Source organism: Campylobacter curvus, assembly GCF_013372125.1.
In the GTDB taxonomy this organism is placed as follows: domain Bacteria; phylum Campylobacterota; class Campylobacteria; order Campylobacterales; family Campylobacteraceae; genus Campylobacter_A; species Campylobacter_A curvus.
Window position 1 is genome coordinate 716,513 of sequence record NZ_CP053826.1, and the last position, 26,664, is coordinate 743,176.

Consider the following 26,664-nt stretch of genomic DNA (forward strand, 5'->3'; position numbering starts at 1 on the left):
AAATTTCACCAAAAGGAGAAATTTGCTCTCCTTCTTGACATACATCATTATTTTAGGCCTCAAAAAAAGATAAACTTACTCCGAAATTTTAGGAAAAGGAGCGCAGATGCGTGAATACAAGAGGTATTGGTTAGCACTGGTCGCGGTGCTGATCATCGGCTTTGGGTTTTTGGGCTATTACGGCGCGGAGGTGTATAGACAGTCTCCGCCAATGGTGAGCTTCGTCGATGAGAGCGGCAATGTCGTCATCGAGGAGGAGAGCATTTACAAGGGTCAAGAGGCCTGGCAGAGCATCGGCGGCATGCAGGTGGGCTCGGTCTGGGGACATGGAGCGTATCAGGCGCCTGACTGGAGCGCAGACTGGCTACACAAAGAGCTGATGGCGTTTTTACAGATCAAAGCGGGCGAAATTTACAACGCCAAGTATGAGGATCTAAACGACGAGCAAAAAGCGCATCTAAAGGTCATCCTCAAAAAAGAATACCGCACCAATACCGTCAAAAACGGTACGATCACGCTAAGCAAAGATAGGATCGCAGCGATGAATTCAGTCGCTAGCGAATACTCCGCACTCTTTGGCAACGATCCTAAATTCAAGTCTTTAAGAGAGGCTTACGCTATGAAGGAAAACACCTTGCCTGGCGAGGCTGATAGAAAGGATCTAAACAACTTCTTCTTCTGGGCTGCCTGGGCTACGGCGACCGATCGTCCTAACAGCGAAGCTACATATACTAACAACTGGCCGCACGAGCCGCTCATAGACAACGTCCCGACCAGCGAAAATATCTTTTGGTCTGTCGCAAGCGTCGTGATCTTGATCGCTGGTATCGGTTTTTTGGTATGGTGTAGTTCGTTTTACGGCAAGCATGATGAGGAGAAGCCTACTCCTATCAGTGAGGATCCGCTCAGCCGTCTAGCACTCACTCCGTCTCAAAAGGCGCTTGGCAAGTATCTTTTCGTAGCGATCGCGCTTTTTGTCTTTCAGTTCATGATAGGAGGCTTCGCGGCGCACTATACGGTCGAGGGGCAAGAATTTTACGGTATCGACGTTTCGCAATACATCCCGTATTCGCTAGCGCGCACCTGGCACATACAAGCTAGTATATTTTGGATAGCGACCGGATTTTTGGCGGCAGGCCTATTTTTAGCTCCTATCATAAACGGCGGTAAGGATCCGAAATTTCAAAAGCTTGGCGTGGATCTGCTCTTTTACGCGCTTCTTATCTTAGTCGTAGGAAGCTTCGTAGGCGAATACCTAGCCATAGCGCACATCATGCCTATAAATTTAAGCTTCTGGTTTGGACACCAAGGATACGAGTATCTAGAGCTAGGCCGTGTTTGGCAGCTTATACTTTTTGTAGGTCTTGTCATCTGGATGGTGCTAGTTTGCCGCGGATTCGTCGGTGGCTTCAAACAAGGCGGCGACAAGAATTTGCTAGCGATCTTTGCTATGTCGGCTATCGCTGTTGGTCTGTTTTACGGAGCGGGGCTATTCTACGGACAAAGAAGCCCGCTGCCTGTGATGGAATACTGGCGCTGGTGGGTCGTTCACCTTTGGGTCGAGGGATTTTTTGAAGTATTTGCGACCGCTTCGCTTGCGTTCGTGTTCGTATCTTTAGGCCTTGTCTCAAAGAGGATGGCGACGTTTTCGACGCTTGCCAGTGCGTCTTTGTTTATGATAGGCGGAATTCCCGGTACTTTCCACCATTTATACTTTGCAGGAACGACTACACCGATAATGGCGGTAGGAGCTAGCTTCTCAGCGCTTGAGGTCGTGCCTTTGGTGCTTCTTGGAGCTGAGGCTTACGAGCATTATAGACTTCAGTTTGCAACTAGCTGGGCGAAAACGCTTAAATGGCCGCTTTATTGCTTCATCGCAGTCGCATTTTGGAATATGCTGGGCGCTGGAGTGTTTGGCTTTCTCATCAACCCTCCGATCTCGCTATTTTACATACAAGGCCTAAATACAACGCCTGTTCACGGGCATGCAGCGTTATTTGGCGTGTATGGGTTCTTGGCTCTTGGCTTTGTTTGGCTTGTGGCGCTTTATGTCTTTAAAGGCAAAGAATTTGACGACAAGCTTATGAAGATCGGCTTTTGGTCGCTAAATTGGGGGCTCATGCTGATGATACTTTTATCACTGCTTCCAATAGGTATATATCAAGCTATCGCCAGCCTCAATGTAGGTATGTGGTATGCTAGAAGCGCTGAATTCTTACAATCATCACATCTACAAGATCTAAGATGGCTAAGGATGATCGGCGATATGATATTTATCATCGGCGGTCTATGCTTCTTTATCCAGATCCTTAAATTCGTCTTTGGCAAAGCAACCGCCAAGGCGTAAATCTAACTAGCAGCCGGGGTCAACCTGGCTGCTATACTTTAAATTTTACTTCTCTAGAATGTTTGAGACCAAGCCAAGATTTACGTCTATGCGAGCGAAATTTTAGGTGTTTGTCGCTTTGGTTTTTATACGTAAAAATCCATTTATTTATAAAATCCTTGTAAAATCCATCAAAAAATTTAAGGAAATTTGATGAGCTTTCTTGATACTTTGCGTAAATTTTCAAAGATGATCTGCGTAGTTTTTGTGGTGCTTTTGCACCTATTTTTGGCGGTTATGGTAGATTTTGCGTTTCCGCATTACGATAAAGCTCTGATAACAGGCGGCGAGGTCAAGCGAATGGACAAGGACGGGTTTATAGATGCCTCAAATCCAGCCGATGGGCCGACGCGCGATGTGTATTTTATCTACACCAAGCAAGAGGTCGGCGACAAGGTGATGCCATATCGTAACGAGGATACGCGCTGGGGATTTCCTTTTTATTTTAAATTTAACTCCGCTGACTTGCAGGCTAGGGCGCAGAGCTTCGCGGGCAGTCAAAAGGCCGTGCAGATAAAATTTTACGGCTGGCGCATCGCGATGTTTGACGAGTTTAGAAATGCCGTCTCGATAAAAGAGCTCGGCGAGAACGAGCAGATCGCGCGACCTGTGATGAGCTACGTCTTTTACGTGATCTTGCTCGTGTCGATGATCATTTGGATAAGGGCGGTTTTTAGATTTTTCAGACAAGAGACGAAGCAAGGTGGTGAAACGGCGAAATAACCGCATAAATCGCGCCGTAAGTTCGGCTCTCTTTCGCAAGTTAGCCGACTTTGCAAAGCCAAATAAAATTCGCGTCAATATACTAAAATAGTGTCTGGAATTTAAAAATCAACACTTTGCCAAGCAACCACAAAGGTAAAACAGCTAAATTTAGCCTCACGTCAGTCAAAAAGCGATCTCTCTTTTGCTGGCTGAGAGCTAAATTTCGGATAGTTTTTGTAAATTTTGCCCCCTAGCACAGCGCCGTTTGCCTTTTTATCGCGCTTTATGCCGTCCTCGCCCCACGCGCCCCATTGCTTGAAATAAAACGCCACGCCCTGCCTATCGCATTCGCTTTTTAAATTTAGCGCCCATTGCTTTTTCATTGCTCTGGCCTTTGCGCCGCTTTCTCCGCCGGCCACTACCCAGTCGATGCCGCTAAGGTTTAGCTCGCCAAGGTCGTTTATCAGCGGTTCGCATGAGAGCCATTTGACGCTGGCGCTTAGATCTCTTATGAGATCGATGCGGTCTTTGACGAAAGACGACTCGACCGTCGTGCCCAGCCAGACATTTTTGGGGATATGACGTGCTAGAAAGTATGCGCGCATCCTGTGTGGTCGTTTGGTTAAAATTTGATACTGATGGTGCGGGGTTTGCGAGATGATCGTCAAAATTTCGTCCAAAAACTCAAAGCTCATGTTTTCGTGAAATAGATCGCTCATGGAATTTACGAAAAATATCGTCGGCATTTTGGCCTTTAAAGGTTCTCTTAGGCGGCTTGGTAGCATTTTAAATTTAAAGCCGTCTTTGTAAATCTCATTTCCCAGCGACTGCAGCCTTTTTGCCATGACCTCGGCGTAGCAGTTCGTGCAGCCGGCGCTTACTTTATGGCATCCGATAGTGGGATTCCATGTGGAAAATGTGAAATTTTGGTATCGCTTCATCGTGGGATTTAAAGTAGGGAGGGGCGAAGCCGCCCCAAGGAGTAATCAATAAAGGCCGAATTTCCCGTCGGCTCTTTTGTAGATGACGCGCATTTTGGCGTCGATATCGTTAAATACATAAAACTGCATATCGCTGGCTTTTAGCTTTTCAAGCGCCTCTTCCACTTCGAGCGGTTTGTAAAGCTCAAGCTCCATAGGCACGATCTCGTCGACACCCTCGATGGACTCCTCGCCTATGCGAGCGCGGACCTCTTTACCGTCGTCTTTGCCTTTGACGGTCGTCATCTTGTCATGCTCTCTACGCAAAACCTTAGCCGCGCGGTCTATCGCAAGGTCGATAGCAGCGTAAAGGTCCTTGTCTTTTTGGCGGATGACTATCGTGTCTTTGCGCGCCATATTTAGAGCAAATTCAGCGCTAAAGCCCTTTTTGCCCTGTTTTTCGTCGGCTGAGACGACGCATCTGCCTGAAATGATGTCGAGGTTGTATCTAGCAAGCGACTCGAAGGCATTTTGGATGTAGCTTTTGATCGGTTCGGTAAGCTCGAACTGCTTTCCTACAATGCTTATGTTCATTGCAAACTCCTTTTTAGAAAGTGAATCGATTATAACACAACCAAGCTGAAATCACATATAAGTTAAAAATTTTATAAAATTTTAAAGTTTCTGAAGCGTTCGCTTGTGAAAAGCTATCGGGTTTGGGGTTTTCATTTTATCTCGGTCGCTCTCATCGTAGCCGTAGCTTTTGACGAAAACGTCGAGCATGACGGTGCCTGCACTCTCTTTGCTTTGTACGGGTATGCCAGCACAAGTACCGATATCTCCAAAATACGTTATATCCACCTCGTAGGTGAGGATAGGATTCGCGTCGTTTTTGAAATTTCCTTTTACGCTAGGTAGGCAGCCTTTGCTTTTGAAGTCGTGATTTAAAATTTCAAGCACCGCATACTCGGTCGCACCTTGTGCTAGAAGCTCGGCTTGCTCTCTTAGGTAAATTTCGCTCGTTTGCCTTGATGTGGTATTTGACAGCGATAGTGCGAGCATGCAAAGAGAGGAGGTCACGACTACGAAAAATATCGCGGCAAGCAGGCTAAATCCACGTCTCATCAGTATATTGCCTTTGTTTTACAGATAGTCGCTTCGGAATTTTCAGCTTTTATACAAAGCTTTAGGGCTATGACTCCGTTTTGCTCTATAAAGTTAAAGCGAGTTACGTGGCTGGCGAGCGTAGCTTTTGGGGTATTTTGGCTATCATATTTTTCACCCATCCACGGGCGATAGTTGTAGTGAAGTATGAGGTCGAAGTCACCTTGCGCGGAATTTTCTCCCGTGCTGATAGCGTAAGCCGTATATGCCAAGTGATACTGCTCCGAGACCCTCTTGCCGTCATAGTTTGAGATATTAAGAGTAGTGCCGTCCTTGACGCTGGCTCTTGCGACATCAAGTTCGCCGTTTCTTATAGTAGGCTGATAGCCAAATGATTTTTCTACATCGTAGGCGATCCCTTTAAAGACGACCGCCACTCCGCCGTTATCTTTCGTGAAATCCACCTTGCCGTCCGTAAGGTCGCTAAACATCTGCCTAGCCGTTTGATCGCTGCCATCAACCTTGCTATACACATCAAATTTACTTCTCGGAGAGACCAGTCCGTTTGCCGCCGAGCTGATGGACAGATCGGCTAGTCCGCTATAAATGCCGGCGGCAAAAGCCTCGTAAGAGTAGGTGATAAATTCTAAAACCGTATAGTCAAAATTTACATTCTCATCATTGAGCGCTAGATATGTATTGTCCGGCTTCCTGGCGATGACGCTCTCTTTTATACGGTATCCCAGTCGTTTTGAAATTTGCTCCAGCACCAGCTCGGTTTGAGTCTCTAAGGAATTTATGATCTTACTTTGCGAGTAGTTTTTATAGACGTTAAAGAGCATGTCTAGCGTCATCAATGCGATGATGCCAAGGATCACGATAACTAATATGAGCTCCACAAGCGTAAAAGCTTTTCGCATCAACGCCACACTTTGGTTATCAAAAACCCGCTATCGCCGATGTTTGCCACAAAGCCTTGAAGGGTAACGTTCGTTTGAGTCTCTCTATTATCGCCGTAAGATAGTGCGTTTATGACGACCTCTTTTATGTCCTTTGACGAGGCGTCTTTGAATACTTCATTTGGTTTGTTTTTTTCTATTACGACCGAGTATAGCGACTTTACGACATAGTCGCGCTTTAGCTTTATGCCCTTGTCTTTGTCATAGTTTATCGTCAGCTCTTTGGTCGCAAAGTCATCTATACTTTTTTTGGAGATATATTCTTCATTGTTACCGGTCGTAGACGACTTGTCGATGTTGCCTCTTCTGGTTAAGTTATAAAATATCCTGCGTCCATCGCCATTTAGTCCAAATTTCTCATAAAAGGTAGGCTCGTCTATATCGCCACCCTCATAAACTCTAGGAGACAGAGCGCCGTTACTAGTCTTTACCGTCTCTTTGCTAAAAGGAGCTTTTAGGATCAAGGACATATAGGTTTTGGCGTTCATGATGCTTTCTTGCGTCATCGCCTTTGCGTTCGTTTGCGATGTGAGCTTCATCACAAGCGGTAGGCTGAGGCTGACGATAGCTACGATGACGATAGAGAGTATGAGCTCTATCAATGAAAATCCGCGTCTTTTTACCATTCTATTCTTCTGTTCGTTTTATCGTCTAAATTTTTAAGATCACTGCCACCTATTATCTCGCCCACTTCGTCTCGTTTGCCATCGGGCCTCAAAGCCTTGCCGGCCCATTTGCCTTTATCTATAAATTTCACGTTAAAGTCGCTCGTAGTGGCTTTTTCGTCGAAAGCATCGTGTATCAGCCACTGCGGCGCGGTCATTTTTATCAGATCCATCGTCGCACGAGTGTTTCGTAAAATTATACTCTCTTTGCCGCTAGCTATTTTAGGCACGGCCGTAGACGCAAGATCTTTGCGCTCAATGCTACTATTTGCGGCCGATTCGTATTTGCTCACGTAGCCCTTGTTCGTATCGTGAAGCGGATTTACATGCCATGAAGTAGTGCTTGGCATTTTCTCCCATGAGCTGCCATAGCCCGTCGAGACATAGTCTGCGCTGCAGTTGTCACAATAAACCCCATAGTAGACATCGGCATCAAAGCCGCTCTTTGGCCCTTCGTAATACGGTGCATAAACGCGTCCGTAGTAGAATTTTGCGGACGTGAGATTAGCCGTGGCAGGCTTGGTGTAGGTCGCACCTTTGACGCCATCGGTGTCATATATGTTTTGAAAGTTGAATATATCGCTTGTAGCCTTGAAAGGATTTTTGGCTAAATTCGTGAGCCTTGCGAAGTTGAATAAAATTCTGTTTTGCGCGATACCATCCTTAAACCCATCGGCAGCGACTTCGTAAGATCCGTCGTTTGCCGCAACGCCTGCTGATTTTTTGGCTGCAGAGATACTATCGCTAAAAAATAGTATCTCGTCGTTTAGCCTTTTCTTTCCGTTGTCGTCGTCTGTAAGAGCGGCTGATTTGTTGTCGGTGTAGTCTTTGATTATCTTATCCGTGCTGATCGTAAATTTGGCATTTTTCGAGTAGCAGCCTTTTGAATAAAGCCTTGCCGTTTTATCGTTGCCTAGCCTTGCTGTGAGGTCAAAGCTCGCGGCAGCCGCCATATCAGCGCTATTTGAGAGATAGGTCATATTATTGCCAAAGTCTGAAATTTTAAAGTCGCTTATAAGCAAATCTTTTGGTAAAAATTTAAACGTAGGCGTTTTTAGAGCGATGTTGCAACCTATCTTACCGCTGGCGTCTTTGGTGGCAGTATCGCTACCTACTATGCAGTCGCCGTTTGCCTGATCGACAGCCGTATATGAGCCGTCTATGACTATGAGTTTCGCATCGCCTATGTCAGGGTAGAAAAAGCTGTCGTCACTCGCTTTGGCAGCGCCTTTTATATTGCGTTTTAGTGAGCCTACCGCGGTATTGCTGTTTGTAAATTCCGCTTTCAAAAGATTTGAAACAAGCTCTTTTTTTAGACTTTCGCTGATGACGCATGTGCTTGGCAGCTCAGGGAGGAACGAAACTATATTGTTACCGGAGGTTTCAAGCAGGCTAGTGTATCCTTTTGCGGCTTGATTTTTAGCGTCGGTAGCTATGAGTCCGACATTTTTATATCCAAGACCGCCGGTGAGGCTAAGTGGTAGTGAAGCGGTCTTTTTTTGCGTATCATAAAGCTTAAATTCCTTTGGTCTGACGGCAAAAGGATCGTAGCTTTCGCAAGATGTTTTTACATTGTGGTTGATCGGATCTGTGTAGTAAAGCTTTACGTGTAAAGATGTATATGGCTTTTCTATCGTTATATCTTTTATCTTGGCTACGCTTTGCGTGCTTGTGAATGTGGCTTTTCTTATCGGGGCAGCTCCTGCGATCAAAGACTCGTCAGAGGTGCATTGATCCACTATCTTTACGTCAAGCTCGACATCGTCTTCGGCCTGGGTTATCTTGCCGCCTTTGGTATGGACTATGTTTAGATCAAAAGGTTTATTTGCAAGCTGGGTGTATATGTTTAGCTTATCGGTATCTTTTGGGTCGGCAACGGTGGTAGGTATGAAATCATGAGGATTTTGATCTTTTATTATTTTTAGGGCGTATTCTATTTGCTCGCATTTCTTGATAGCGCCGTTATATTCTAGTTTTATGCTCTTGTTTGAAAATTTTGCCAGATATCCGGTTTCTTCAAATTTATTTTTAAGCGTAAGATCGTATTGTATGAACGCCTTGTTGTTTTTTGCTAAATTTCCGCCTGAGCCGCTACTGGCATTTTGTCCTACAAAAAACTGCAGATCTTTGCCTATACGCTTTTGAAGTCCGCTGTTATCATTTACTTTGTCACTAGCACTTATACTAAATCCCCCGCTCGCATACGGTTTTACGTATGTTGAATTTGGTGAGTATGTACCTGTTTTATCGCTTATATTCGTGCTTATCGAGATATTTTCGGCAGTTTCGTTTCCTTGATTTAGTATAGTTACTTGTGATCTTAGGGTATCTCCCTCTTTTGCCGGCGTAGGAGCTCCCGAGCCTTTTTTTGCCAGCTCTTTAAAGCCACCACCGTCTTTTGATTGTAACAAGATTTTCTCGTCATAACAAACGTGAGGTATATATACATCAGTCGAAAAGGCAACGAAGCTGATATTTGCCCTATCACCCAGTATGGTTACCCCGTTTTGGATAACGTTTGCTTGCAGTGCTACCTCAGCTTCATATTGTCTATTTGTTATGTGATTTGATATATCGTATGTATCAAGATCCATTTGGTTATTATATTTTTTATTGCCATCTACATAATTGCCAAATTTTGTTATGGTTGAGTTAAATTGACCGCCTGCAGGGTTATTAGCGGATGTTACCACTTCGTATCTGCCACCTTTTTTGATCATTATGTTTTCGCTGTTGACTTCTTTTTTTGCACCAAATGCTAAAACAGTCAAGCTTGATTTTATGTCCCCGTTACTAGGTGTATAAAAGCCGTCGAATTTTACTTTTGTTTCTTTGACGCCTATATTATGAATAGGCGCTAATATATATAGTCCGTCAAATACGGTTACATTTTTTGCTTTTGCCTTTGTATCGTCTTTCAAGTCATATACTACGACCAAACTCCAGCCACCATAGTGTCCAGAAAAGGCGTAGCCATTGTATCCACCAAGCCAATCTCCGTCACGAAACATCCTTATGCCACCAGGCTGACCCTCTGATGATTTAATATTACCGGCACTAAATGTGGCATTATTAAGAACCAGATCCCCCATACTTTGTATGATGCTTGTTACATCATAGCTCGTATGATACATGAATTGCATACCTTTTCTAGTAAATGAGCCATACCATCTAGTATCGGTCTGCGATGCCGTAAAATCATAATATTTGCCATCCGGTGTTCCAAATTTTATTTTATTGAAGTCTTTTATGAGGTTAAAAAATGTAGTTGTTAGGCTTGCTTGACTTGGATTTCCTTGCCAGCTGCTAGACGACATACCTCCGGCCCAGTATAGTCTAGCAAATACTACGTCTTTTGCTTTTATATCTACTGCAACCTCTTGTCCGTTTTGATTTTTAGGCTTACTAAAGTTAAATTTTGCATACGATGAATTCGTTTGATATTTTGGGTTTTCTTTTAAGAATCTAACGTCTGTGAGTGAGCTCACATATATATCCCTCCTGCTTGGTTCGTAATTAAATCCACCATTTTTAGGCACAGATATCGTAGCTCCTATGACTTCTATATCGCCATTTATTCTTCTTGTTTTGCTGGCATCTCTTGGTGTAAGGCTTTCGTAGTCCTTAAGGTCTGTAAAACCAAGCTCTCCTTGGTAGTCTTTTCTTACTATATTGTGAGATAGACCATTTAAGTCATTGACTGCAAAAAGCGTCTGGCTTAAAATAAGCGTAAGCGTAAGTGTCTTTAAAATTCTCATTTTTGTAGCTTCTTTACTGCGCTAAAGCGTCCGACTTCTTTAGCGCTTATGAAATTTTATTTTTGTATAAAATTTTCTATCGGTTCGGCTTGTCCGTATTGCGGATACGCCCCAACATCCAAAACCACCTGTGACAGCGTCATATTGTCCATATTGCAAACTATCGGCGCGACAAAATTTACCGTTGATTTCTCAAGAGGCAAAGATACGACTATGATGTTGTAAATTCTAAGCTGGCTCGTGTCTTTTATATCCATCAGCTCCTCATAGTAGCTAGGGATGTCGAATTCATAGCTTCTAAGTGCGAAAGGGTTTATCATCGTAAATGAAGTTTCGTCATCTTTGCTTTGTAATTTTACAAAAAATTTATCAAGCTCTATGAGTTCCATCGTTTTTATGTGCTCAAAGCCTAATATAGGGCTTTTTACGCTAAATGTCATACCTTCTCCTTTTCTAAATTTGGGGCATTTTACCATTTTTTAAATAAAAATACAAAAAATGATAAATTTATGTAAATTTAGGCAAAAATAATGGCAAAAAATGTAAAATACCAAAATCAAAATTCTTAAGGAAAAATATGCGTAAAATTTCAAAATTTATTGCGACTTTGGGCTTTATCGTTTTGATCGGCGGATGTGCTGAAAAATACACCGAACTATACAACCTCACGCCTGATGAGTGGTACGCGCAAATAATAACCGATATCAAAGACAGCGATCTTGAAGCGGCAGATAAACACTATACTTCGATGGCTAGCGAGCACGTAGCCAGTCCGCTTTTGGAGCAAATTTTGCTCATTTTGGCTCAGGCTCACGTAAATGAAGAAGAGTATCTTTTAGCCAACCACTATCTTGACGAATACATAAAAAGATACGGCGACGGCGGTCCTAAGACGGAATTTGCCCAATACCTTAAAATAAAGGCGAATTTCGACTCTTTCTCTCAGCCAAATCGCAACCAAAAACTCATGGAAGACAGCGTCAAAGAGATAGAAAAATTTCTTTACATGTATCCAAATACGGAATTTAGACCACTCATCGAAACTATGCTGATAAAATTCAAGCTCTCGCTTTACTATCTAAATATACAGATCGAGGATCTATATAAGCGCACCGGACGTGACGTATCGGCTGAAATTTACAAGGAAAGAGTCGAGTCGTCGCCTCTAAAAGATGCCGACCTCATCAAACCTGACGTGGCTTGGTATAGAAAAATATTCGAATAGGAGCGATCTTGCAAATAAATGAAAACAAAATTTTACCTACCGAGATCCCGATAATCGTCGAAGACGAGCTATTTTTGTATCCTTTTATGATAACGCCGCTTTTTTTGAGCGATGAGGAAAATTTACACGCGCTTGACCTTGCCGTGCAGCGAGAGACCTCGGTCTTGGTCGTGCCCTCAAAACCGCAACAAGACGGTGCACGCGACTTTAACAGCATATATGACGCCGGTGTCATCGGCACGATAATGCGCCGAGTGCCGCTACCAGACGGACGAGTAAAAATTTTATTTCAGGGCATCGACAAGGGTCGCATTGTAAAGCAAACCGGCGTAAATCCTCTGCGCGGAGTCGTCGACATGCTACATGTGAAGCGACCTTCGCAGGTAAAGACGGACGCGCTCATCGTGGTTTTACGCGAGAAGGTCAGGGAGCTGGCGCAGTTTAGCCATTTTTTCCCGCCCGATCTTTTAAAGACTATCGAGGAAAGTGCCGAAGCGACTCGTGTGTGCGATCTCGTATCAAGCGCCTTGCGCTTAAAAAAACAGATAGCTTATAGCTTTTTTATAGAGGAGAATTTAGAGCAACGCCTCTTAAAGCTCATCGACTACGTGATCGAGGAGATCGAAGCCAATAAGCTGCAAAAAGAGATAAAAAACAAGGTTCATTCAAAGATAGATAAGACCAATAAAGAGTATTTTTTAAAAGAGCAGCTAAAGCAAATTCAAGCCGAACTTGGCGGTGATAGTAGCCGCGAGGAGGAGATAGAGGAGTATCGCAAAAAGCTCGAGGCTAAGAAAAAATTTATGGGTGAGGATGCCTATAAGGAGATAAAAAAACAAATCGATAAGCTAAGCAGGATGCACCCTGACTCGGCTGATGCGAATACCATCCAAGGCTATCTCGACTGGGTTGTCGAGGTGCCGTTTGAAAACGTAGCCAAGAAAAAGTCATCTATCGCCGAAGTCTCAAAGCATCTAAACGCCGATCATTATAGCCTAGAAAAGCCAAAGGAGCGTATAGAGGAGTATTTTGCGCTTCGTGAGCTACTTGAGCTTAGGGGCATCAGTGAAAAGATAAACAACGGAGCGATCTTATGCTTTGCGGGGCCTCCGGGAGTCGGTAAAACGAGCCTTGCAAATTCTATCGCTAAAGCGTTAAAGCGCGAGCTGGTGCGTATAGCCTTGGGCGGACTTGAAGATGTGAACGAGCTTCGCGGTCATAGGCGCACCTACATCGGAGCGATGCCAGGACGCATAGTGCAGGGACTCATCGAAGCCAAGCAGATGAATCCTGTCGTCGTGCTAGATGAGATAGACAAGGTCGGTAGGAGCTACCGAGGCGATCCGACTGCCGTTTTGCTCGAGATATTAGACCCTGAGCAAAATAATAAATTCAGAGATTATTATCTAAATTTCAATATCGATCTTAGCAAGGTGATATTCATAGCCACCGCAAACGACGTGAGTACCATACCGGCTGCACTTCGCGATAGGATGGAATTTATCCAGCTAAGCTCATATACGCCGCAGGAGAAATTCGAGATAGCTAAAAAATATCTCGTGCCCCAAGAACTCAAAAAGCACGGGCTAAGGCTAAGCGACGTTAGTATAAATAAAGATGCGCTCGAGCTCATCATAAGCGACTACACACGCGAAAGCGGAGTGCGAAATTTACGCCGTAGGATAGCTGACATCTTGCGAAAAGTCGCCAAAAATATCCTGACTAAAAAAAGTGAAAGCAAGGTCGTGATCACGGCTAAAAATTTAAAAGAATTTTTAGAAAAGAAAGTCTATGAGATAGAGCCGGCCGATAAGAAAGATCAGATAGGGCAGGTAAATGGCCTGGCATGGACTAGCGTAGGCGGTGATGTGCTGAGGATCGAAGCCATACGCATACAAGGCAAAGGCGGCATGCAGATCACGGGGCAGCTGGGCGATGTGATGAAGGAGAGTGCTCAGATCGCATTTAGCGTGGTCAAGGTGCTGATAGATAATAAAAAGCTCAAAGTGCCGATGAACATCGTGCCAAAATTTGACGATGATAAAAGAAAGCTCGAACCTAGCGACGTTTATCGTAGGTTTGATCTGCATCTTCACGTGCCGGAGGGCGCTACGCCAAAGGATGGACCAAGTGCTGGTATAACGATGGTGACGGCGATCGCGTCGATATTAACAGACATCAAGGTCAGGCATGACGTGGCAATGACCGGCGAGATCACTTTAAGCGGAAAGGTGCTACCGATAGGCGGACTAAAAGAAAAGCTCATAGCAGCGCATAAAGCAGGCATAAAAACCGCTCTCATACCGCGCAAAAACTACGACCGCGATCTTGACGACATACCTCAAGAGGTAAAAAAAGATATGAAAATAATCGCAGTCGATACGATAGACGAAGTACTCAAAAACGCACTTGTAAAATAATCTCAAAGTCGGCATAGCACCGACTTTGACTGCATGAAATCAAGACCTTATTGTTTGATGATTATAAAACTTTATAGATACTTAAGTTATTGCTATATAATATTTTGATATTAGTTATTGATATAAAAAATAAATGTGTTAAGGAGAAAAAATGACATTGGAATATATAGGTATTTATCTTGGTGAGGCCTTGGAGTGTCTAGATAGCGCAGGTGCAGAGCTTGTCAAATACAAAAATGAATCTCAAAATGATGAAAAAGCTTGAGATAGAGGAGCTTTTGTTTGTAGTTTCAAAAAGTATAATCGAGTTATGGAGGGCTCGAGAAATTTTATATGAGAGAAAACCCGATTTAAAGCAAAATTTTAAAAAAGAATTTGATGCTAATCTGAAAAAATACGAGGAACTAAGCAAAATTTCACAAGCGGCGCAAAAGCTAGAGCAAGATGGCAAACTAAAAGAGGCTGGTAAAAAATATGAAAAGCTTTTGAAAAGATCAAATTTTAGACATTTTACACTGGTAGCGCAAGCGGGGCTTTATAGATGCAGTAAAAAGTGAGAGCCTAGCCCGAATGGACTAAGCTTTTTTGGATCATATCCCTTCAAAAGGGTTTGTAACTACGTCTTTGCGATCGACTATGTAAGGTATTATCGCTGCGTGGCGTGCTCTTTTGATCGCTTTTTCTACCATTTCTTGGTATTTTTTAGATGTGCCGGTTAGGCGTCTTGGCATGATCTTAAATCTCTCTGACAAGCAGTACTTCAAAAGCGAAGTATCTTTGTAATCGATAAAATCTATCTTTGCCTCTGTGTATTTGCAGTATTTGCGTGAATATTTTCTTTTTTCTGCCATTTTTGATCCTTAATTAAAACGGTATTGTGTCGTCGCTCTCGTATTTGTCGGCGTCGACATTGATATCAGGGACTTTGTCATCATAATATTCTTCGGTTTTTTTAGCGGATTGCTGGTTTTGCGGTCGCTGTTGGGAATTTTGATTATAGCCGCCGCTTTGCGCGTTATAGCCGCTATTATTGTAGCTTGATTGATTGTATCCGCCTTGCGAATATCCGCCACCTTGATTATTTTGATTATATCCACCTTGCTGAGAGTTGCCGCCACCTAGCATCTCCATATTTTCTACGCTTATGGAGTGTTTGCTACGATTTTGTCCGTTGTTGTCGGTCCATTGATCAAATTTCAATCTACCTTCGACGAGCAGCTTCGAGCCTTTGTTTAGGTACTGGTTTGCTATCTCAGCTTGCTTTCCAAAAAAAGTGATGTCAATAAAGCAAGTCTCTTCGCGTTTCTCGCCATTAACGCTAAATTTACGTGTGACGGCGATACCTGAGTTGCCGATAGCCGAGCCGCTAGTAGTGTATCTAAGCTCGATATCTCTGGTTAAATTTCCGACTAAAACTACTCTATTGAACATTTTTTATCCTTGATTATTCTTCCGAGAAGGTTTGCTCTTCTATCTTTTCCGCCTTGGGCTCACGTGGAGCTCTCGGCTCTCTAGGCTCGCGAGGTTCTTTTTTGATAGTTTGCTTGATGCCCTTGCAAAGTCTCTCCCACGCTGCGATCTCTCTTTTATTCTCGTACTTGACACTTAAGAATCTAATGATATCTTCAGTGATCCTTATGTTTCTAGTAAGCTCTGCCAAAAGTGCAGGTGGCGCTTTGTAGTAAATGACGAAATACGTTCCGCGCTCGTATTTTTTGATGGTATATGCAAGTTTTCTTGTGCCCATCTCTACGACAGTCGCGATCTCGCCGCCATTTTTGGTGATAACTTCTTTCACGAAGTCGACTTTCGCTTTAACTTCTTCTTCAGTCAATGTAGGCTTAAGAATGAATAAAAGCTCGTAATGTTTCATTGATTCTCCTTATGGGTATTAAGCTCGCTGTGCGAGCAAGGATGCTTTAAGCGAGTGCTGATTATAGCTTCATTTTACTTAATGTTTGCTGTTGATATTAAATTCTGCAAGTTTAAAATAGCGGCCAAGATAAACGAATTTTTGTCTATTTTAGGGTTTGTTTTTAGCTCTAGCTCGGCTAAATTTAAAGCGGTAAAAATTTGCCTGTAAGCCTTTAAATTTAAAGACAAACTTTGCGTTTTTAGCATATTTGCGATATTTGGCGGAGGCGCATAGCCGATAGCGTCTTTTACGTCGAATTTCCCGTTGATCTTGATATATAAATGAAGCTTGAATAGCCTAAAAAACGCTTTATAAAGCGAATTCAGAAGTAAAATTTCATTAAAGCTGGGATCTTGCTCATATGCGAAAAAATCCCCCCTTATATCCTTAAGGCTTATAAATTTGTTGAAAAAATCGTCGAAATTCACGGCTCCAAGCCCGAAAACCAGCCTCCTGACATCGTCTTGTTCGATATGCATGTCTAAGCTTACAAGCTTGTTTAGCTCGCTTGCGGCAAGATATAAATTTTCATTATGTATGAAATATAGCTCGTAAAGTGCGTTTTTCGTGATGTTTAGAGCGATCTTGCCGGCTTGTCTGCTTAGTAGCATCACAGCTTCGTCAGGGTTTGAGGGCTTAAAAAATCTCGCGAAATTTGGCTCGAAAATTTTTTGCACCTCGAGTGCGAGCTTCATGTCCGCTTCGTAAAATTCAAACAAAAAGCAGTTATTTGCGTCTTTTTGACATGCCGCTACGAGCTCTTTTAGCTCTTTGCCGGGTATCCTTTTATCGCTTTTTATGTGAAGCACGTTTTTGCCGCCAAAGAGCGACGGCTCACTGATGTGAGCTTTGGTCCTGGCAAAGTCATACTCGTCAAAATAGACGCTTAGCACGTTTGCGTCGCTAGCACAATATAAATTTAAAATTTCCTTGCCGTAAAGCTCGATCTGGTATTCATCCGCACCAAAGAGTAAAAAATAATTTCTCACATTGCCGTTTGCAAGGATATTTTCTAGCTCTTTTCTATACATCAAATTCTCTTTTCGAGCTTGCAAACGACCTTGCCGATTATCTTTGCCGAGGCTATATCGGCCTCTTTGATCTCGACCAAGACCCTTTGTAGGAGCTCGCAGGTGTAGCCCGCGATGAAAATTCTAGCACCCACGAACTCATCGTCTAGCTTTGCTACTAGGATATTTTGATTTTCACTGATATAGCAAATGACCTGTTTGCCGATATTCTCACTCGCCCAGCGTGCAAATTTCCTATCCATGAAATCAAACGCGACCTTATCGGCCTCTCTTTCAAGCTCACTCAAATTTGAGCAGGTGCTTTCGATATTTAGGAGCAAAAAGTTATAAAGCTTCTCGTCTTTGGCTAAATTTGCCTTTAAAAGGCGGTGCAAGATGAGGTCTGAGTAGCGTCTGATCGGGCTAGTGAAGTGCGTATATCTGTCAAATCCAAGTCCGAAGTGGCCTAAATTTTCACTTGCATATTCGGCCTTTTTCTGCGCTTTTATGATGAGCTTGTCTATCTCCTCGCGGTTGCCGATAGCTTGGGCTTTGGCTTGTATCTTTCGTATCAAATTCGCAAGATCGTTTTCATAAACGAAGTCAAGCCCGAGCGCAGCCAGATCGTTTAAAAGATTGTCTATTTTTTTTAGATCTGGTGCGGCGTGATTTCTAAAGACGCCCTTTTTTATGCGTTTTGCGGCGGCTTTGTTGGCCAGTAGCATACAGTCCTCGACTAGCCTGTGCGAGTCTGAGTCGCTCTCGTAGCGCGTAGCTGAAATTTTGCCGTTTTCATCCAGGCTCATCCTGAGCTCTTGCGTGTGAAAGTCAAATGCGTGCACGAGGCGCTTTTTGCGAAGTTTAGTCGTGACCGCAAAGAGTGGCTTTATCCACGAAATTTCGCTCTTTCGTCTACCCTCTAAAATCTCATCGACCTCATCGTAGTTAAAGCGCTTTTTTGAAACGATGATCGCCTCGAAAAGCTCCTCTTTCGTCACGTTTAGCTCGCTATCAAGTGAAATTTTAAAGCAAAACGCAAGGCGCGGGGCGTTTGGCTTAAGCGAGCATATATTTTCGCTCAGCGCTCGCGGCAGCATCGGTATGGCCTTGTGCGGAAAATATATAGAAAAGCCGCGTTTTTTAGCCTCGCTGTCTATGGCGCAGTAGGCGCTCACGTATTCGCTCACATCGGCGATCGCGACGTAAATTTTGAGGTTTCGCTCGTCAAAATATATCGCATCGTCAAAGTCTTTGGCATCGATCGGATCTATCGTGCAAAATTCTAAATTTCGCAGATCCACGCGGTTTGGATACATGCTAGGATCTATTTCATCTCCCCAAGCGCTCGCCTCAAGCTCGCAAGCATCGCTAAATTTATCATTTTTGTTGTATAGGGCGAGTGAAATTTTCTCATCGCTGAAAGGATCGTTTATGTTGCCTAAAACTTCGACTATTTCGTTGTTTAGGTTATTTATCTTTAAAAGTGTCCCGATAGGAAGCGCTTTTAGGCTTTTTTGACTGGCTTTTAGCGCCAGGCTGAGTCCCGTCTTTAAATTTACGCCAAGCACAGCCGCACCAAAGTGCTTCGTATAAACGACGCTGGTTTCGTTGGCTAGCTTTAGGCTCATGACGACCTTAGCGCTTTGACGCTTTTTTTTAAGCGGTAGCAGCTTTGCCAGCACGATGTCGCCAAAGTGCGCGTTGTTTAAATTTTTATTTTCTATGATGATGTCTTGTTTGAAGCGCTTGTCAAACGGCATCAAAAAGCCAGTGCCATTCGCACTGATGTCTAGTTTGCCGCAGACAAAGCCGTTGTTTAGGTAAAATTTATCTTTATGTAAGCTCGCGGCGCCTAAATTTAAGAGGTTTCGTAAAACCTCTTTGCTCTCGCTGTTTATCTCTTTCTCTTTTACGCCGCTTAGCAGGGCAGTGAGAAATTCCTTCACAGATTGTCTTTGACTTTCGCCGTCGCCATTAAAAATGTATCGTGTCCAAAGCCGTATTCATCAAGAAGTGGAAGTGTGTTTTGTATGCTCACGTCATCAAGCTGATTAAATATATTCACAGCCGTTTTTATGACCTTCAGCGCCTTTGCGTATTCTTTTATGTGTTCCGGAGCTTCCTCCGGGTCGTTTGAGTAGAGGATGGAGTTTATGAGCTCGGTCTCTAGATTCCACTGTTCGAAAATTTTAGCCGTGACCTCTTCGTTGGTGATCTCTAAAAATTCCGTCTCAAGTAGTGCCAGATCGCTTGGATAGACGATATTTTTCAGTCTTGATTTAAATTCCTCGTCCTCGTTATATTCTGTCAGCTCGTGCGCCAAGACGATCTTGCCGATCTCTAGCATAAAGGAAGCCGGAGATAAGATTTCAAGGCTTTTTGGCTTGATTTTTGAGTACCAGTTATACATCAGTGCGTTTTGGATAGTGGAAATATTTAAAAAATCTTGCGCTGTGATACCGTATGGTTCTAAATTTATCGAAAAGCTTTTCTTGATAGTGCTTGAAAGTGCGAAACCTCGTATCGTCGCCATACCAAAAAGCGAAATAGCGCGCGCAACGGTCGTGATCTCCTGAGAAAATCCATATAAAGGCGAATTTGCCGAACGCAAGATATTTGCCGTAAGCATCGGGTCTTTTTCGACGACTTTGGTTAGGTCGCTTATGGAGCTGTTTTCGTCCGCATGTAGCCTCTGGATCTGGATGACCGTGTCGTCAAGTGGCGGTAGGGCTTTGATCTTTTTATATATAGAGTCGTTCATTATGCTAACTTTCTGTATTAAAATTTGGGCCATTTTACCAAAATTGGCTTTTTATAAAACTTAAACCGCCTTTTTGCCATTTCAGCGACATTTGAGTTCATGAGGTGTATAATTTCCCGAAATTTTATTATTAGGGGTAAAAAATGGCAGTAAATATCTACTATGACAAAGATTGTGATCTTAGCCTCATACAAAGTAAAAAAGTCGCTATCGTCGGCTTTGGCTCGCAAGGACACGCGCACGCGGAAAATTTACGCGACAGCGGCGTAAAGGTCGTGATCGGTCTCGCAAAAGGCGGTAAAAGCTGGGCAAAGGCCGAGGCTAAGGGCTTTGATGTAAAGATCGTCAGCGAAGCTACGAAAGACGCTGATGTCGTTATGATCCTCACACCAGACGAGTTTCAGTCTGAAATTTATAAAAAAGAGATCGAGCCAAATTTAAAAGACGGCGCAGCTATCGCATTTGGCCACGGCTTTAACGTGCATTTTGGTCAGATCAAAGCTCCTAAAAATATAGACGTCATCATGATCGCTCCAAAAGCGCCCGGACACACCGTCAGGAGCGAATTCGTCCGCGGTGGCGGCATCCCTGATCTCATCGCCGTCGAGCAAGATGCCAGCGGGCAGGCCAAGCAAATCGCTCTAAGCTATGCAAGCGCGATAGGTGGAGGTAGAACAGGCATCATCGAGACTACTTTTAAAGACGAGACCGAGACCGATCTTTTTGGCGAGCAGGCTGTGCTTTGCGGTGGGCTTTGCGCTCTTGTAAATGCAGGATTTGAGACGCTAGTTGAGGCCGGATATGAGCCTGAGATGGCGTATTTTGAGTGCCTCCATGAGCTAAAACTCATCGTCGATCTGATGTATCAAGGTGGCATGGCTGACATGCGCTACTCTATCTCAAACACCGCAGAATACGGTGACTACGTGAGCGGTGGACGTGTCGTAGGCGAAGAGAGCAAAAGAGCGATGAAAGAGATTTTAAAAGAGATACAAAACGGCAAATTTGCAAAAGACTTCATACTTGAAAGAAAAGCCGGATATGTGAGGATGAACGCAGAGCGCGGCATCGCGGAGCGTTCGCTACTAAATCAAACCGGTAAAAAACTACGCGCGATGATGCCTTGGATAAGTGCCGGCAAACTCGTAGATCAAAACAAAAACTAAAATTTTGAGCGAAAAAAAAGCTACGAAAAAGCACCCTTCAAAGCCTAAAAAAGGGCGCTCTTTAAATAAAATTTATGCAGGTGTAACGTTACTTGCCGTTCTTTTGGTGATGACGCTTACAGTAGCCTTAAATAGCGTAAATAAAAACACTCCGCAAGTCCATACGACGCCGCAAATAGTGCAAAATACGCACGAAAACAGAGCAGCTCCCGTAACAAAAAGCGCCCCCGTGGTCAAAAAAGAGTATGAGAGGCGAAAATATCCGCTGAAATTTGACGAGGATGAAAATTTAAGTCAAATTTTTGCAAATTCCAAGAAAAAGGACGAATTCTCCGTCCCAAAAGAGAAAAAGCAAGAACATAAAAACGCCGAAAAAGAGTCTGTAAAAGCTGTGACCGAGCAAAGATCGGAGCAAAACGACACTAAGAATTTACTAGCGAATTTACCAAGCGCTATCGCTCAAAGTAGCGTCAAAAAGGATAAAAACGAGACTGCCGTTTTTGAGGCAAACGTATCTGCCAAAACCGAGCTAAACGCAAGCGTCGCGCCGATTTTGCAAAAAGATGAAAACAAAACTTTGCCCAAGGCTTCATCCACTCCTTTAAAAACGCAACACGATCAAGGTTTATTAGCCGGCAAATCCGAAAAACCAGAGCTAAAGTCACAAAAACCGGAGCCTAAAAAACAAGGCAAACAGAGCAAAAGACAAGAATTCAGCCCCGCTCCTTACGTGCCGACTAAAAAATTTAGCGGCAGGCCAAAGCTAGTCATAATAATCGACGACGTGGCAACGTATGAGCATGCGAGCATGATCCGCTCGACCGGGCTAAAGCTCACTCCGTCGATATTTCCTATGACCAAAGATCATCCAAATACCCCAAATATCGCAAGAGGGTTTGAATTTCACATGATACACTTGCCTATGCAGGCAAAGCACTTTGATCACCCCGAGATCGGCACTCTAAACACTAACGATAGCTTTGAGAGCATACTAAAAAGGATACGAAAGATACGCGCCGACTTCCCTCGCGCAGTCTATATGAATAATCACACCGGATCGAAATTTACGAGCGATTATGACGCGATGGATAAGGCTTACAGGGCGTTCATAAGCGAGAAATTCATCTTTATGGACAGCAAGACCATCAGCCATACTGTAGTTGCCGAGGTCGCCAGAAAATACTCGCAGCCATACATCTCGCGCGATATTTTTTTGGATGACGATCCGTCTCGCTCGGGAGTGCGCAGGCAGCTCGTAAATGCCGTAGAGCTGGCTAAAAAACGCTCTTACGCGATAGCTATCGGGCATCCAAAGAAAAATACCATAGACGTCATCAAAGAGAGCAAAGATACGATCTTGCGCGATGTCGACGTCGTTTATCTCAAAGAAATTTTATGAAATTTTTAGCTAGAGACGAGCTGCCCGCTTGTTTGATGCATCTTGAAAATACACCAAAAGGACTCTACGCGATCGGCGATGTCTCGCTTTTAAATTTACCAAAGGTCGCAGTCGTGGGTTCTAGAAAGGCGAGCGTTTATACTAAAGAGTGCGTGAGAGATCTTTGCACTAGACTGAAAAATGCCGGTGTTTGCGTCGTGAGCGGCGGAGCTATCGGAGTGGATATCGCTGCACATAAGGCCGCGATGCCCCTTACTATCGGTATCTTTGCAAGCGGACTTGATATCATCTACCCGCCCTCAAATGCAAAATTTATAAAAGAAATCTACGAAAATTCCTTGGCCCTTAGCGAATACGAAAACGGCGAGCCGCCGCTTGCTTATAGATTTTTAGAGCGCAACCGCATAGTAGTGGCGCTTTGCGAGGCGCTAGTCGTAGCTCAGGCCGACGTTAAAAGCGGCTCGATGCAAAGTGCGAGACTGGCCGGAGAGCTTGGCGTACCGGTGTTTGTCCTGCCTCAGCGCATCAACGAAAGCGGTGGTACGAATAAGCTTTTAAGCGAAGGCAAAGCCACGCTGATAAGCGACTACGACGAGTTTGCGGCGAAATTTGGCGATGTAAAATTCGCATCTTCAAGCGATGAAATTTTAGAATTTTGCAAAAACGGAGCGAGCTTGGACGATGCCTTATCGAAATTTGGCGATAAAATTTACGAATACGAGCTTCTTGGCAAGCTTGAGATATCAAATTTAAGAGTAAAAGCCCTATGAGCGAAAAATTTATGGCGATAGATGTCGGGCTAAAACGAGTAGGCGTGGCCTTTGGCACGGGCGGCATCGTCGTACCTCAAGAGCCGATTTTAAGGAAAAATCGCAACCAAGCAGCCCGCGAAGTGAGCACCAGAGTGCAAGAATACGGCGCAGATACGCTCGTCGTCGGAGTGCCAAAAGGTGGTAGTAGCGAAGAGGAGATGCGGCGTAGGATCGAGCATTTCGTATCGCTGCTTGAGACCTCGGTCAAGATAGTCTATCAAGATGAGGCGTTTAGTAGCTTTGAAGCGAGTGAAATTTACACCGATACCAAGCGCGACGGTAGGCTTGATAGCGTAGCTGCGATGCTGATTTTGAAGCGATATTTGGGCATTGCTTAGGCTAAATTTATCAAAGATCGGTTTGATCGTCAAGAAGAGCCGCTATCTGCGTTTCGCGCCCAGCTTCACGGCGTAGCACATATCAAGTACCGCCCTTAGCACGTCGTAGGTGTATGGCTGTCTTAAAATGATGACTTCGCCTGCGTTTTTATCGAAATTTTCATCATCCTCGCATATCGCGACGATGCAAAAATTTTTAAGCTTTTTAAATTTCAAAAGCTCCTCGAATTCCGCCTCGTCGTTTAAAAAAGCCTTGCTGATAAAGACGATATCCGGCTTAAAAATAGCGTCTGTGACGTGTCTTTTTAGGCTTTGGTAGTCGCTTGTGGATCTCACGTTTATGCCTACGAATTTTAGCTGATTTGAGAGGATGTGAAAGCCCGCCTCGTTCTCGTATGCGATGACGGCGCTATATTTTTTGATTACCTCGTTTTGAAGCTCGAGGCTGTTTTTGCCTCTGAAATTTCCCGCCAGTGTAGCTTTGATTTGTAGTAAAAATTCATTGCCTTTTGGAATCTCGATGCTGGCCTCGGCCGCCAGTGCGCACTCTTTGGCCTTATTTAAGAGTCGCTCGTCTGTTTGGCTCGGAGTTTTGTCGCACCTGATAGTCACGTTGAAATGTATCTGCGAGCTGCTGTAATTAACAAGCTTAAATCCGATCAAAATTTTGGCTTTGGTTTGCGAATATAAGAAAATTTTGGTCAAATTTTCGATAGCTTTTATAGTGTTTGTCGCGTCTATATCGTATCTGCGAGGATAGGACGGATCGTAGTCGAAGATGACGGCATTCGAGCTTTCTTTGGCGTCTTTATAGATCGCGTCCAAAAAGAAATTCATGAGTTCTAAAAAGTCGATATTTTGGCGTCTCATAGCACCAGCATCCCGTCGCCGTAGGAGTAAAAGCGATATCTCTCCTCTATCGCCGTTTTGTAGATCCGCATCGTCTCATCAAGGCCTATGAAGCTAGTAACTAGCATGATGAGCGTCGATTTTGGCAGATGAAAATTCGTCAGTAGGTAGTTTTGGCGGATCGGAGGGTTGTTTAAATTTAAAAACAGCTTGCAAAAGCCGCTCGCGTTTTTACTCCTTGCAAACTCCTCCACGCACCTAGTCACCGTCGTTCCGACGCCTAAAATTTTCTTATCGCTGTTTATCAGCTCTTGCGTATCTTGCGGGATCTCGTAAAATTCCGAGTGCATGACGTGGCTCCTGATATCCTCGCACTCGACACCCTTAAATGTCCCAGCACCCACGTGAAGCGTCAGATACGCACTCTCGTGCTTTGCCTTTATACGTTTAAGCATATCCTCGCTAAAGTGTAGGCTCGCAGTAGGAGCCGCGACTGCACCGCTATTAGCGGCGAAAATACTTTGATACCAGCTCTCGTCCTCTTTTTTGTCGGCTCTTTTTATGTATGGCGGAAGCGGGACGTGTCCGATCTTTTCAAGCTCTTTAAAAAGCATCGCAGTGTCTAATGGCACGCCATTTTTGCTAAATTTCACTATCCTGGTACCGTCGCTGTTTAGCTCTAAAATTTCAGCACTCACGCCATCTGCAAATTCTAAAATTTTGCCCGCGCTCACACGTCCTTTGACGTAGCAGCTGAATTTCGCATCGCCAAGAGGCTGGTTTAGCATCACTTCACAGGCACCGCCACTTTGCTTATGGCCTAAAACACGCGCTTTTATGACCTTCGTATCGTTAAAAACGACCGCAGTATCCTTGGGGATGAGCTCGCATAAGTCTTTAAATTTTAGATGCTCTATCTTGCCAGTTTGGCGAAAATACACGAGCAGTCGCGCCTGCTCTTTAGGCAGCACGGGCTCGTTGGCTATCAGCTCTTTAGGCAGGTCGTAGTCGTAGCTTGAGATGTCGTTTATGTCTTTATTTGTCTGCATCTTGTGCGTCAGGCTCGCTCTCGTCCTCGTCTTTTTGGCTGGCGGATTTGGCGATGAGGATAGAAAGTCCGTAAAGTCCCAGTAGCGGCACAGCCATCAAAAACTGGCTGAGCACGTCAGGAGGCGTCACGATGGCTGAAAACGTAAATATGACGACCACGGCGTATCTGAAGTATTTTTTAAGTATCAAATCATCGACGAGCCCGATCTTTGCTAGAAAAAAGGTGATGACCGGAAGCTCGAAAGATATGCCAAACGCGATCAAAATTTTAGTGAAAAAGCCGACGTATTCACCTATGCTCGGCATCGCCGTAAAGAGCTGTCCGCCAAAATTTATGAGAAATTGAAAACCAAGCGGCACGACCACATAGTAGCAAAATGCAGCCCCGCAGATAAACATAAACGTAGCCGAGATGACAAAGGGGATGACGTATTTTTTTTCGTTCTCGTAAAGTCCCGGCGCGACAAATAGCCAAAACTGCCAAAATATCACGGGCAAAGCCAGTATCAAGCCTGCGAAAAACGCGACCTTCATCGCGGTAAAAAACGGCTCTTGCACCTGTGTAAATACGATATTTGAGCCCGCCGGTAAGGCTTGTTTCAGCGGAGCGGTCATCCATGCGAGCAAAGGGTTCCAAAACAAAAAGCACAGACCAAAGCAGACAATGACGGCAAAAATGCTGATCGCAAGCCTCTTTCTAAGCTCTACCAGATGTGGTTTCAACTCTTCAAACATCACGCCTCTTTTTGTGGTTTGGTATCTGAATTTTCATCGGCATTTTCGCCCAGCACCGCGTCTTTTATGGCATTTGTAGGATTTTTGATCGTATCGACGCTTTTTTTTATGTCGCTAACGGCGTCATTTAGCCCGCCGGTGACTTCATTCACTCCCTTTTTGAGCTCGTCTAGCTCCTCAAAGGTAAGCTTTTTACGCACGCTTTGAGTCGTTTGCGTGATGCTTTCTTTGTATTTTCTGGCATCCTCTTTTAGCTCGGCGATCTTCATCTCTTGATCGAAGGTCGATTTGGCGTCGTTTATGCCCTTTTTAAACATTTTAAAAAATTTTGCTATCTGCACCATCGCTTCAGGTAGCTTGTCAGGACCTAGGACCAATATCGCGACGACGGCGATTATCAGTATCTCCGAGAAACTCATACCAAACATTTTTTGTCCCTAAATTTATATTAAGCTCGCTATTTTAACTTTACTTTGCTCAAAATTTA

General features: G+C 44.1%; 26 protein-coding genes. 9 read left to right on the top strand and 17 right to left on the bottom strand.

Features of this window, described 5'->3' with window-relative positions; genetic code table 11:
- The first annotated feature begins 106 nt into the window (after window positions 1-106).
- Window positions 107-2,347 carry a nitric-oxide reductase large subunit gene (locus CCVT_RS03485; protein ID WP_018136720.1) on the top strand — a complete coding sequence of 747 codons (2,241 nt, stop codon included), beginning with the start codon at window positions 107-109 and terminating at the stop codon, window positions 2,345-2,347.
- 192 nt (window positions 2,348-2,539) lie between these two features.
- Window positions 2,540-3,109: a DUF1523 family protein gene (locus tag CCVT_RS03490; RefSeq protein WP_018136718.1), complete on the top strand. Its 570-nt coding sequence runs from the start codon at window positions 2,540-2,542 to the stop codon at window positions 3,107-3,109.
- Between the two features lie 161 nt (window positions 3,110-3,270).
- Here CCVT_RS03490 and CCVT_RS03495 read toward each other — a convergent pair whose 3' ends face one another.
- The 7 genes from CCVT_RS03495 to fliW all read right to left on the bottom strand — a co-directional run bounded on the left by CCVT_RS03495 (window position 3,271) and on the right by fliW (window position 10,937).
- Window positions 3,271-4,032: a phage Gp37/Gp68 family protein gene (locus CCVT_RS03495; RefSeq protein WP_026175489.1), complete on the bottom strand. Its 762-nt coding sequence runs from the start codon at window positions 4,030-4,032 to the stop codon at window positions 3,271-3,273.
- A gap of 45 nt (window positions 4,033-4,077) precedes the next feature.
- Entirely contained in the window at window positions 4,078-4,605 is a 528-nt protein-coding gene (hpf, locus tag CCVT_RS03500) for a ribosome hibernation-promoting factor, HPF/YfiA family (RefSeq protein WP_018136716.1), read from the bottom strand.
- An 81-nt stretch (window positions 4,606-4,686) separates the two neighbouring features.
- A complete protein-coding gene (locus tag CCVT_RS03505) occupies window positions 4,687-5,136 on the bottom strand; it encodes a type IV pilus modification PilV family protein (RefSeq protein ID WP_018136715.1) in 450 nt (149 codons plus the stop codon).
- A complete protein-coding gene (locus CCVT_RS03510) occupies window positions 5,136-6,035 on the bottom strand; it encodes a prepilin-type N-terminal cleavage/methylation domain-containing protein (protein WP_026175488.1) in 900 nt (299 codons plus the stop codon). Before CCVT_RS03510 ends, CCVT_RS03505 begins: the two co-directional genes overlap by 1 nt.
- On the bottom strand, window positions 6,035-6,700 hold the full coding sequence (locus CCVT_RS03515; protein WP_169765117.1) for a type II secretion system protein: 666 nt from the start codon (window positions 6,698-6,700) through the stop codon (window positions 6,035-6,037). Before CCVT_RS03515 ends, CCVT_RS03510 begins: the two co-directional genes overlap by 1 nt.
- Complete coding sequence (locus CCVT_RS03520) at window positions 6,694-10,497, bottom strand: hypothetical protein (protein WP_018136712.1); 3,804 nt, start codon at window positions 10,495-10,497, stop codon at window positions 6,694-6,696. The genes CCVT_RS03515 and CCVT_RS03520 overlap by 7 nt, the downstream gene beginning before the upstream one ends.
- Window positions 10,498-10,553: 56 nt before the next feature.
- Window positions 10,554-10,937 (bottom strand): flagellar assembly protein FliW, encoded by a 384-nt coding sequence (gene fliW, locus CCVT_RS03525; protein ID WP_018136711.1) that lies wholly within the window; start codon window positions 10,935-10,937, stop codon window positions 10,554-10,556.
- Window positions 10,938-11,074: 137 nt separating this feature from the next.
- On the opposite strand from fliW, the gene CCVT_RS03530 reads away from it, so the two are divergent.
- The 3 genes from CCVT_RS03530 to CCVT_RS03540 all read left to right on the top strand — a co-directional run bounded on the left by CCVT_RS03530 (window position 11,075) and on the right by CCVT_RS03540 (window position 14,699).
- Window positions 11,075-11,722 carry an outer membrane protein assembly factor BamD gene (locus CCVT_RS03530; RefSeq protein WP_018136710.1) on the top strand — a complete coding sequence of 216 codons (648 nt, stop codon included), beginning with the start codon at window positions 11,075-11,077 and terminating at the stop codon, window positions 11,720-11,722.
- Between the two features lie 8 nt (window positions 11,723-11,730).
- The gene (gene lon / locus CCVT_RS03535; protein WP_018136709.1) at window positions 11,731-14,142 is read left to right on the top strand and encodes an endopeptidase La; all 2,412 of its coding nucleotides are present in this window, start codon (window positions 11,731-11,733) and stop codon (window positions 14,140-14,142) included.
- A 248-nt stretch (window positions 14,143-14,390) separates the two neighbouring features.
- Complete coding sequence (locus tag CCVT_RS03540) at window positions 14,391-14,699, top strand: hypothetical protein (protein ID WP_018136707.1); 309 nt, start codon at window positions 14,391-14,393, stop codon at window positions 14,697-14,699.
- A gap of 33 nt (window positions 14,700-14,732) precedes the next feature.
- Here the strand turns inward: CCVT_RS03540 and rpsR are convergent, their stop codons facing one another.
- From rpsR to CCVT_RS03570, 6 genes are all read right to left on the bottom strand, one after another.
- Complete coding sequence (gene rpsR / locus CCVT_RS03545) at window positions 14,733-14,993, bottom strand: 30S ribosomal protein S18 (protein WP_009650290.1); 261 nt, start codon at window positions 14,991-14,993, stop codon at window positions 14,733-14,735.
- A 13-nt stretch (window positions 14,994-15,006) separates the two neighbouring features.
- Window positions 15,007-15,573 carry a single-stranded DNA-binding protein gene (locus tag CCVT_RS03550; protein ID WP_018136706.1) on the bottom strand — a complete coding sequence of 189 codons (567 nt, stop codon included), beginning with the start codon at window positions 15,571-15,573 and terminating at the stop codon, window positions 15,007-15,009.
- Window positions 15,574-15,586: 13 nt separating this feature from the next.
- Window positions 15,587-16,015: a 30S ribosomal protein S6 gene (rpsF, locus tag CCVT_RS03555; protein WP_009650208.1), complete on the bottom strand. Its 429-nt coding sequence runs from the start codon at window positions 16,013-16,015 to the stop codon at window positions 15,587-15,589.
- Between the two features lie 74 nt (window positions 16,016-16,089).
- Window positions 16,090-17,088: a DNA polymerase III subunit delta gene (gene holA, locus CCVT_RS03560; protein WP_018136705.1), complete on the bottom strand. Its 999-nt coding sequence runs from the start codon at window positions 17,086-17,088 to the stop codon at window positions 16,090-16,092.
- A complete protein-coding gene (locus CCVT_RS03565; protein WP_018136704.1) occupies window positions 17,088-19,013 on the bottom strand; it encodes an RNB domain-containing ribonuclease in 1,926 nt (641 codons plus the stop codon). The genes holA and CCVT_RS03565 overlap by 1 nt, the downstream gene beginning before the upstream one ends.
- Complete coding sequence (locus CCVT_RS03570; protein ID WP_018136703.1) at window positions 19,010-19,828, bottom strand: HDOD domain-containing protein; 819 nt, start codon at window positions 19,826-19,828, stop codon at window positions 19,010-19,012. Before CCVT_RS03570 ends, CCVT_RS03565 begins: the two co-directional genes overlap by 4 nt.
- Window positions 19,829-19,971: 143 nt before the next feature.
- On the opposite strand from CCVT_RS03570, the gene ilvC reads away from it, so the two are divergent.
- The 4 genes from ilvC to ruvX are packed head-to-tail and all read left to right on the top strand — an operon-like array spanning window position 19,972 to window position 23,543.
- Window positions 19,972-20,994, top strand: a complete 1,023-nt coding sequence (gene ilvC, locus CCVT_RS03575) for a ketol-acid reductoisomerase (RefSeq protein ID WP_018136702.1) — start codon at window positions 19,972-19,974, stop codon at window positions 20,992-20,994.
- Window positions 20,995-20,998: 4 nt separating this feature from the next.
- Window positions 20,999-22,393 carry a divergent polysaccharide deacetylase family protein gene (locus CCVT_RS03580; RefSeq protein WP_018136701.1) on the top strand — a complete coding sequence of 465 codons (1,395 nt, stop codon included), beginning with the start codon at window positions 20,999-21,001 and terminating at the stop codon, window positions 22,391-22,393.
- The gene (gene dprA, locus CCVT_RS03585; RefSeq protein WP_018136700.1) at window positions 22,390-23,163 is read left to right on the top strand and encodes a DNA-processing protein DprA; all 774 of its coding nucleotides are present in this window, start codon (window positions 22,390-22,392) and stop codon (window positions 23,161-23,163) included. Before CCVT_RS03580 ends, dprA begins: the two co-directional genes overlap by 4 nt.
- Window positions 23,160-23,543 carry a Holliday junction resolvase RuvX gene (ruvX, locus tag CCVT_RS03590; protein WP_018136699.1) on the top strand — a complete coding sequence of 128 codons (384 nt, stop codon included), beginning with the start codon at window positions 23,160-23,162 and terminating at the stop codon, window positions 23,541-23,543. The genes dprA and ruvX overlap by 4 nt, the downstream gene beginning before the upstream one ends.
- A 42-nt stretch (window positions 23,544-23,585) precedes the next feature.
- Here the strand turns inward: ruvX and CCVT_RS03595 are convergent, their stop codons facing one another.
- From CCVT_RS03595 to tatB, 4 genes are read right to left on the bottom strand one after another with little or no spacing between them, the layout of a single operon-like run.
- Entirely contained in the window at window positions 23,586-24,413 is an 828-nt protein-coding gene (locus CCVT_RS03595) for a hypothetical protein (RefSeq protein ID WP_018136698.1), read from the bottom strand.
- Entirely contained in the window at window positions 24,410-25,441 is a 1,032-nt protein-coding gene (gene queA / locus CCVT_RS03600) for a tRNA preQ1(34) S-adenosylmethionine ribosyltransferase-isomerase QueA (RefSeq protein WP_018136697.1), read from the bottom strand. The genes CCVT_RS03595 and queA overlap by 4 nt, the downstream gene beginning before the upstream one ends.
- A complete protein-coding gene (tatC, locus tag CCVT_RS03605) occupies window positions 25,428-26,177 on the bottom strand; it encodes a twin-arginine translocase subunit TatC (RefSeq protein ID WP_018136696.1) in 750 nt (249 codons plus the stop codon). Before tatC ends, queA begins: the two co-directional genes overlap by 14 nt.
- A complete protein-coding gene (gene tatB / locus CCVT_RS03610; protein ID WP_009649969.1) occupies window positions 26,177-26,605 on the bottom strand; it encodes a Sec-independent protein translocase protein TatB in 429 nt (142 codons plus the stop codon). The genes tatC and tatB overlap by 1 nt, the downstream gene beginning before the upstream one ends.
- Window positions 26,606-26,664 lie beyond the last annotated feature (59 nt).

What these genes read in the sequence shown, in the direction of transcription:
- rpsF (WP_009650208.1), bottom strand. Translation starts at nt 16,015, where the DNA reads ATGAAACATTACGAGCTTTTATTCATTCTTAAGCCTACATTGACTGAA.
- CCVT_RS03485 (WP_018136720.1), top strand. Translation starts at nt 107, where the DNA reads ATGCGTGAATACAAGAGGTATTGGTTAGCACTGGTCGCGGTGCTGATC.
- fliW (WP_018136711.1), bottom strand. Translation starts at nt 10,937, where the DNA reads ATGACATTTAGCGTAAAAAGCCCTATATTAGGCTTTGAGCACATAAAA.
- CCVT_RS03490 (WP_018136718.1), top strand. Translation starts at nt 2,540, where the DNA reads ATGAGCTTTCTTGATACTTTGCGTAAATTTTCAAAGATGATCTGCGTA.
- ruvX (WP_018136699.1), top strand. Translation starts at nt 23,160, where the DNA reads ATGAGCGAAAAATTTATGGCGATAGATGTCGGGCTAAAACGAGTAGGC.
- dprA (WP_018136700.1), top strand. Translation starts at nt 22,390, where the DNA reads ATGAAATTTTTAGCTAGAGACGAGCTGCCCGCTTGTTTGATGCATCTT.
- hpf (WP_018136716.1), bottom strand. Translation starts at nt 4,605, where the DNA reads ATGAACATAAGCATTGTAGGAAAGCAGTTCGAGCTTACCGAACCGATC.
- CCVT_RS03495 (WP_026175489.1), bottom strand. Translation starts at nt 4,032, where the DNA reads ATGAAGCGATACCAAAATTTCACATTTTCCACATGGAATCCCACTATC.
- rpsR (WP_009650290.1), bottom strand. Translation starts at nt 14,993, where the DNA reads ATGGCAGAAAAAAGAAAATATTCACGCAAATACTGCAAATACACAGAG.
- holA (WP_018136705.1), bottom strand. Translation starts at nt 17,088, where the DNA reads ATGTATAGAAAAGAGCTAGAAAATATCCTTGCAAACGGCAATGTGAGA.
- CCVT_RS03505 (WP_018136715.1), bottom strand. Translation starts at nt 5,136, where the DNA reads ATGAGACGTGGATTTAGCCTGCTTGCCGCGATATTTTTCGTAGTCGTG.
- ilvC (WP_018136702.1), top strand. Translation starts at nt 19,972, where the DNA reads ATGGCAGTAAATATCTACTATGACAAAGATTGTGATCTTAGCCTCATA.
- CCVT_RS03595 (WP_018136698.1), bottom strand. Translation starts at nt 24,413, where the DNA reads ATGAGACGCCAAAATATCGACTTTTTAGAACTCATGAATTTCTTTTTG.
- tatC (WP_018136696.1), bottom strand. Translation starts at nt 26,177, where the DNA reads ATGTTTGAAGAGTTGAAACCACATCTGGTAGAGCTTAGAAAGAGGCTT.
- CCVT_RS03530 (WP_018136710.1), top strand. Translation starts at nt 11,075, where the DNA reads ATGCGTAAAATTTCAAAATTTATTGCGACTTTGGGCTTTATCGTTTTG.
- CCVT_RS03550 (WP_018136706.1), bottom strand. Translation starts at nt 15,573, where the DNA reads ATGTTCAATAGAGTAGTTTTAGTCGGAAATTTAACCAGAGATATCGAG.
- CCVT_RS03515 (WP_169765117.1), bottom strand. Translation starts at nt 6,700, where the DNA reads ATGGTAAAAAGACGCGGATTTTCATTGATAGAGCTCATACTCTCTATC.
- CCVT_RS03510 (WP_026175488.1), bottom strand. Translation starts at nt 6,035, where the DNA reads ATGCGAAAAGCTTTTACGCTTGTGGAGCTCATATTAGTTATCGTGATC.
- CCVT_RS03540 (WP_018136707.1), top strand. Translation starts at nt 14,391, where the DNA reads ATGATGAAAAAGCTTGAGATAGAGGAGCTTTTGTTTGTAGTTTCAAAA.
- CCVT_RS03520 (WP_018136712.1), bottom strand. Translation starts at nt 10,497, where the DNA reads ATGAGAATTTTAAAGACACTTACGCTTACGCTTATTTTAAGCCAGACG.
- tatB (WP_009649969.1), bottom strand. Translation starts at nt 26,605, where the DNA reads ATGTTTGGTATGAGTTTCTCGGAGATACTGATAATCGCCGTCGTCGCG.
- CCVT_RS03570 (WP_018136703.1), bottom strand. Translation starts at nt 19,828, where the DNA reads ATGAACGACTCTATATATAAAAAGATCAAAGCCCTACCGCCACTTGAC.
- queA (WP_018136697.1), bottom strand. Translation starts at nt 25,441, where the DNA reads ATGCAGACAAATAAAGACATAAACGACATCTCAAGCTACGACTACGAC.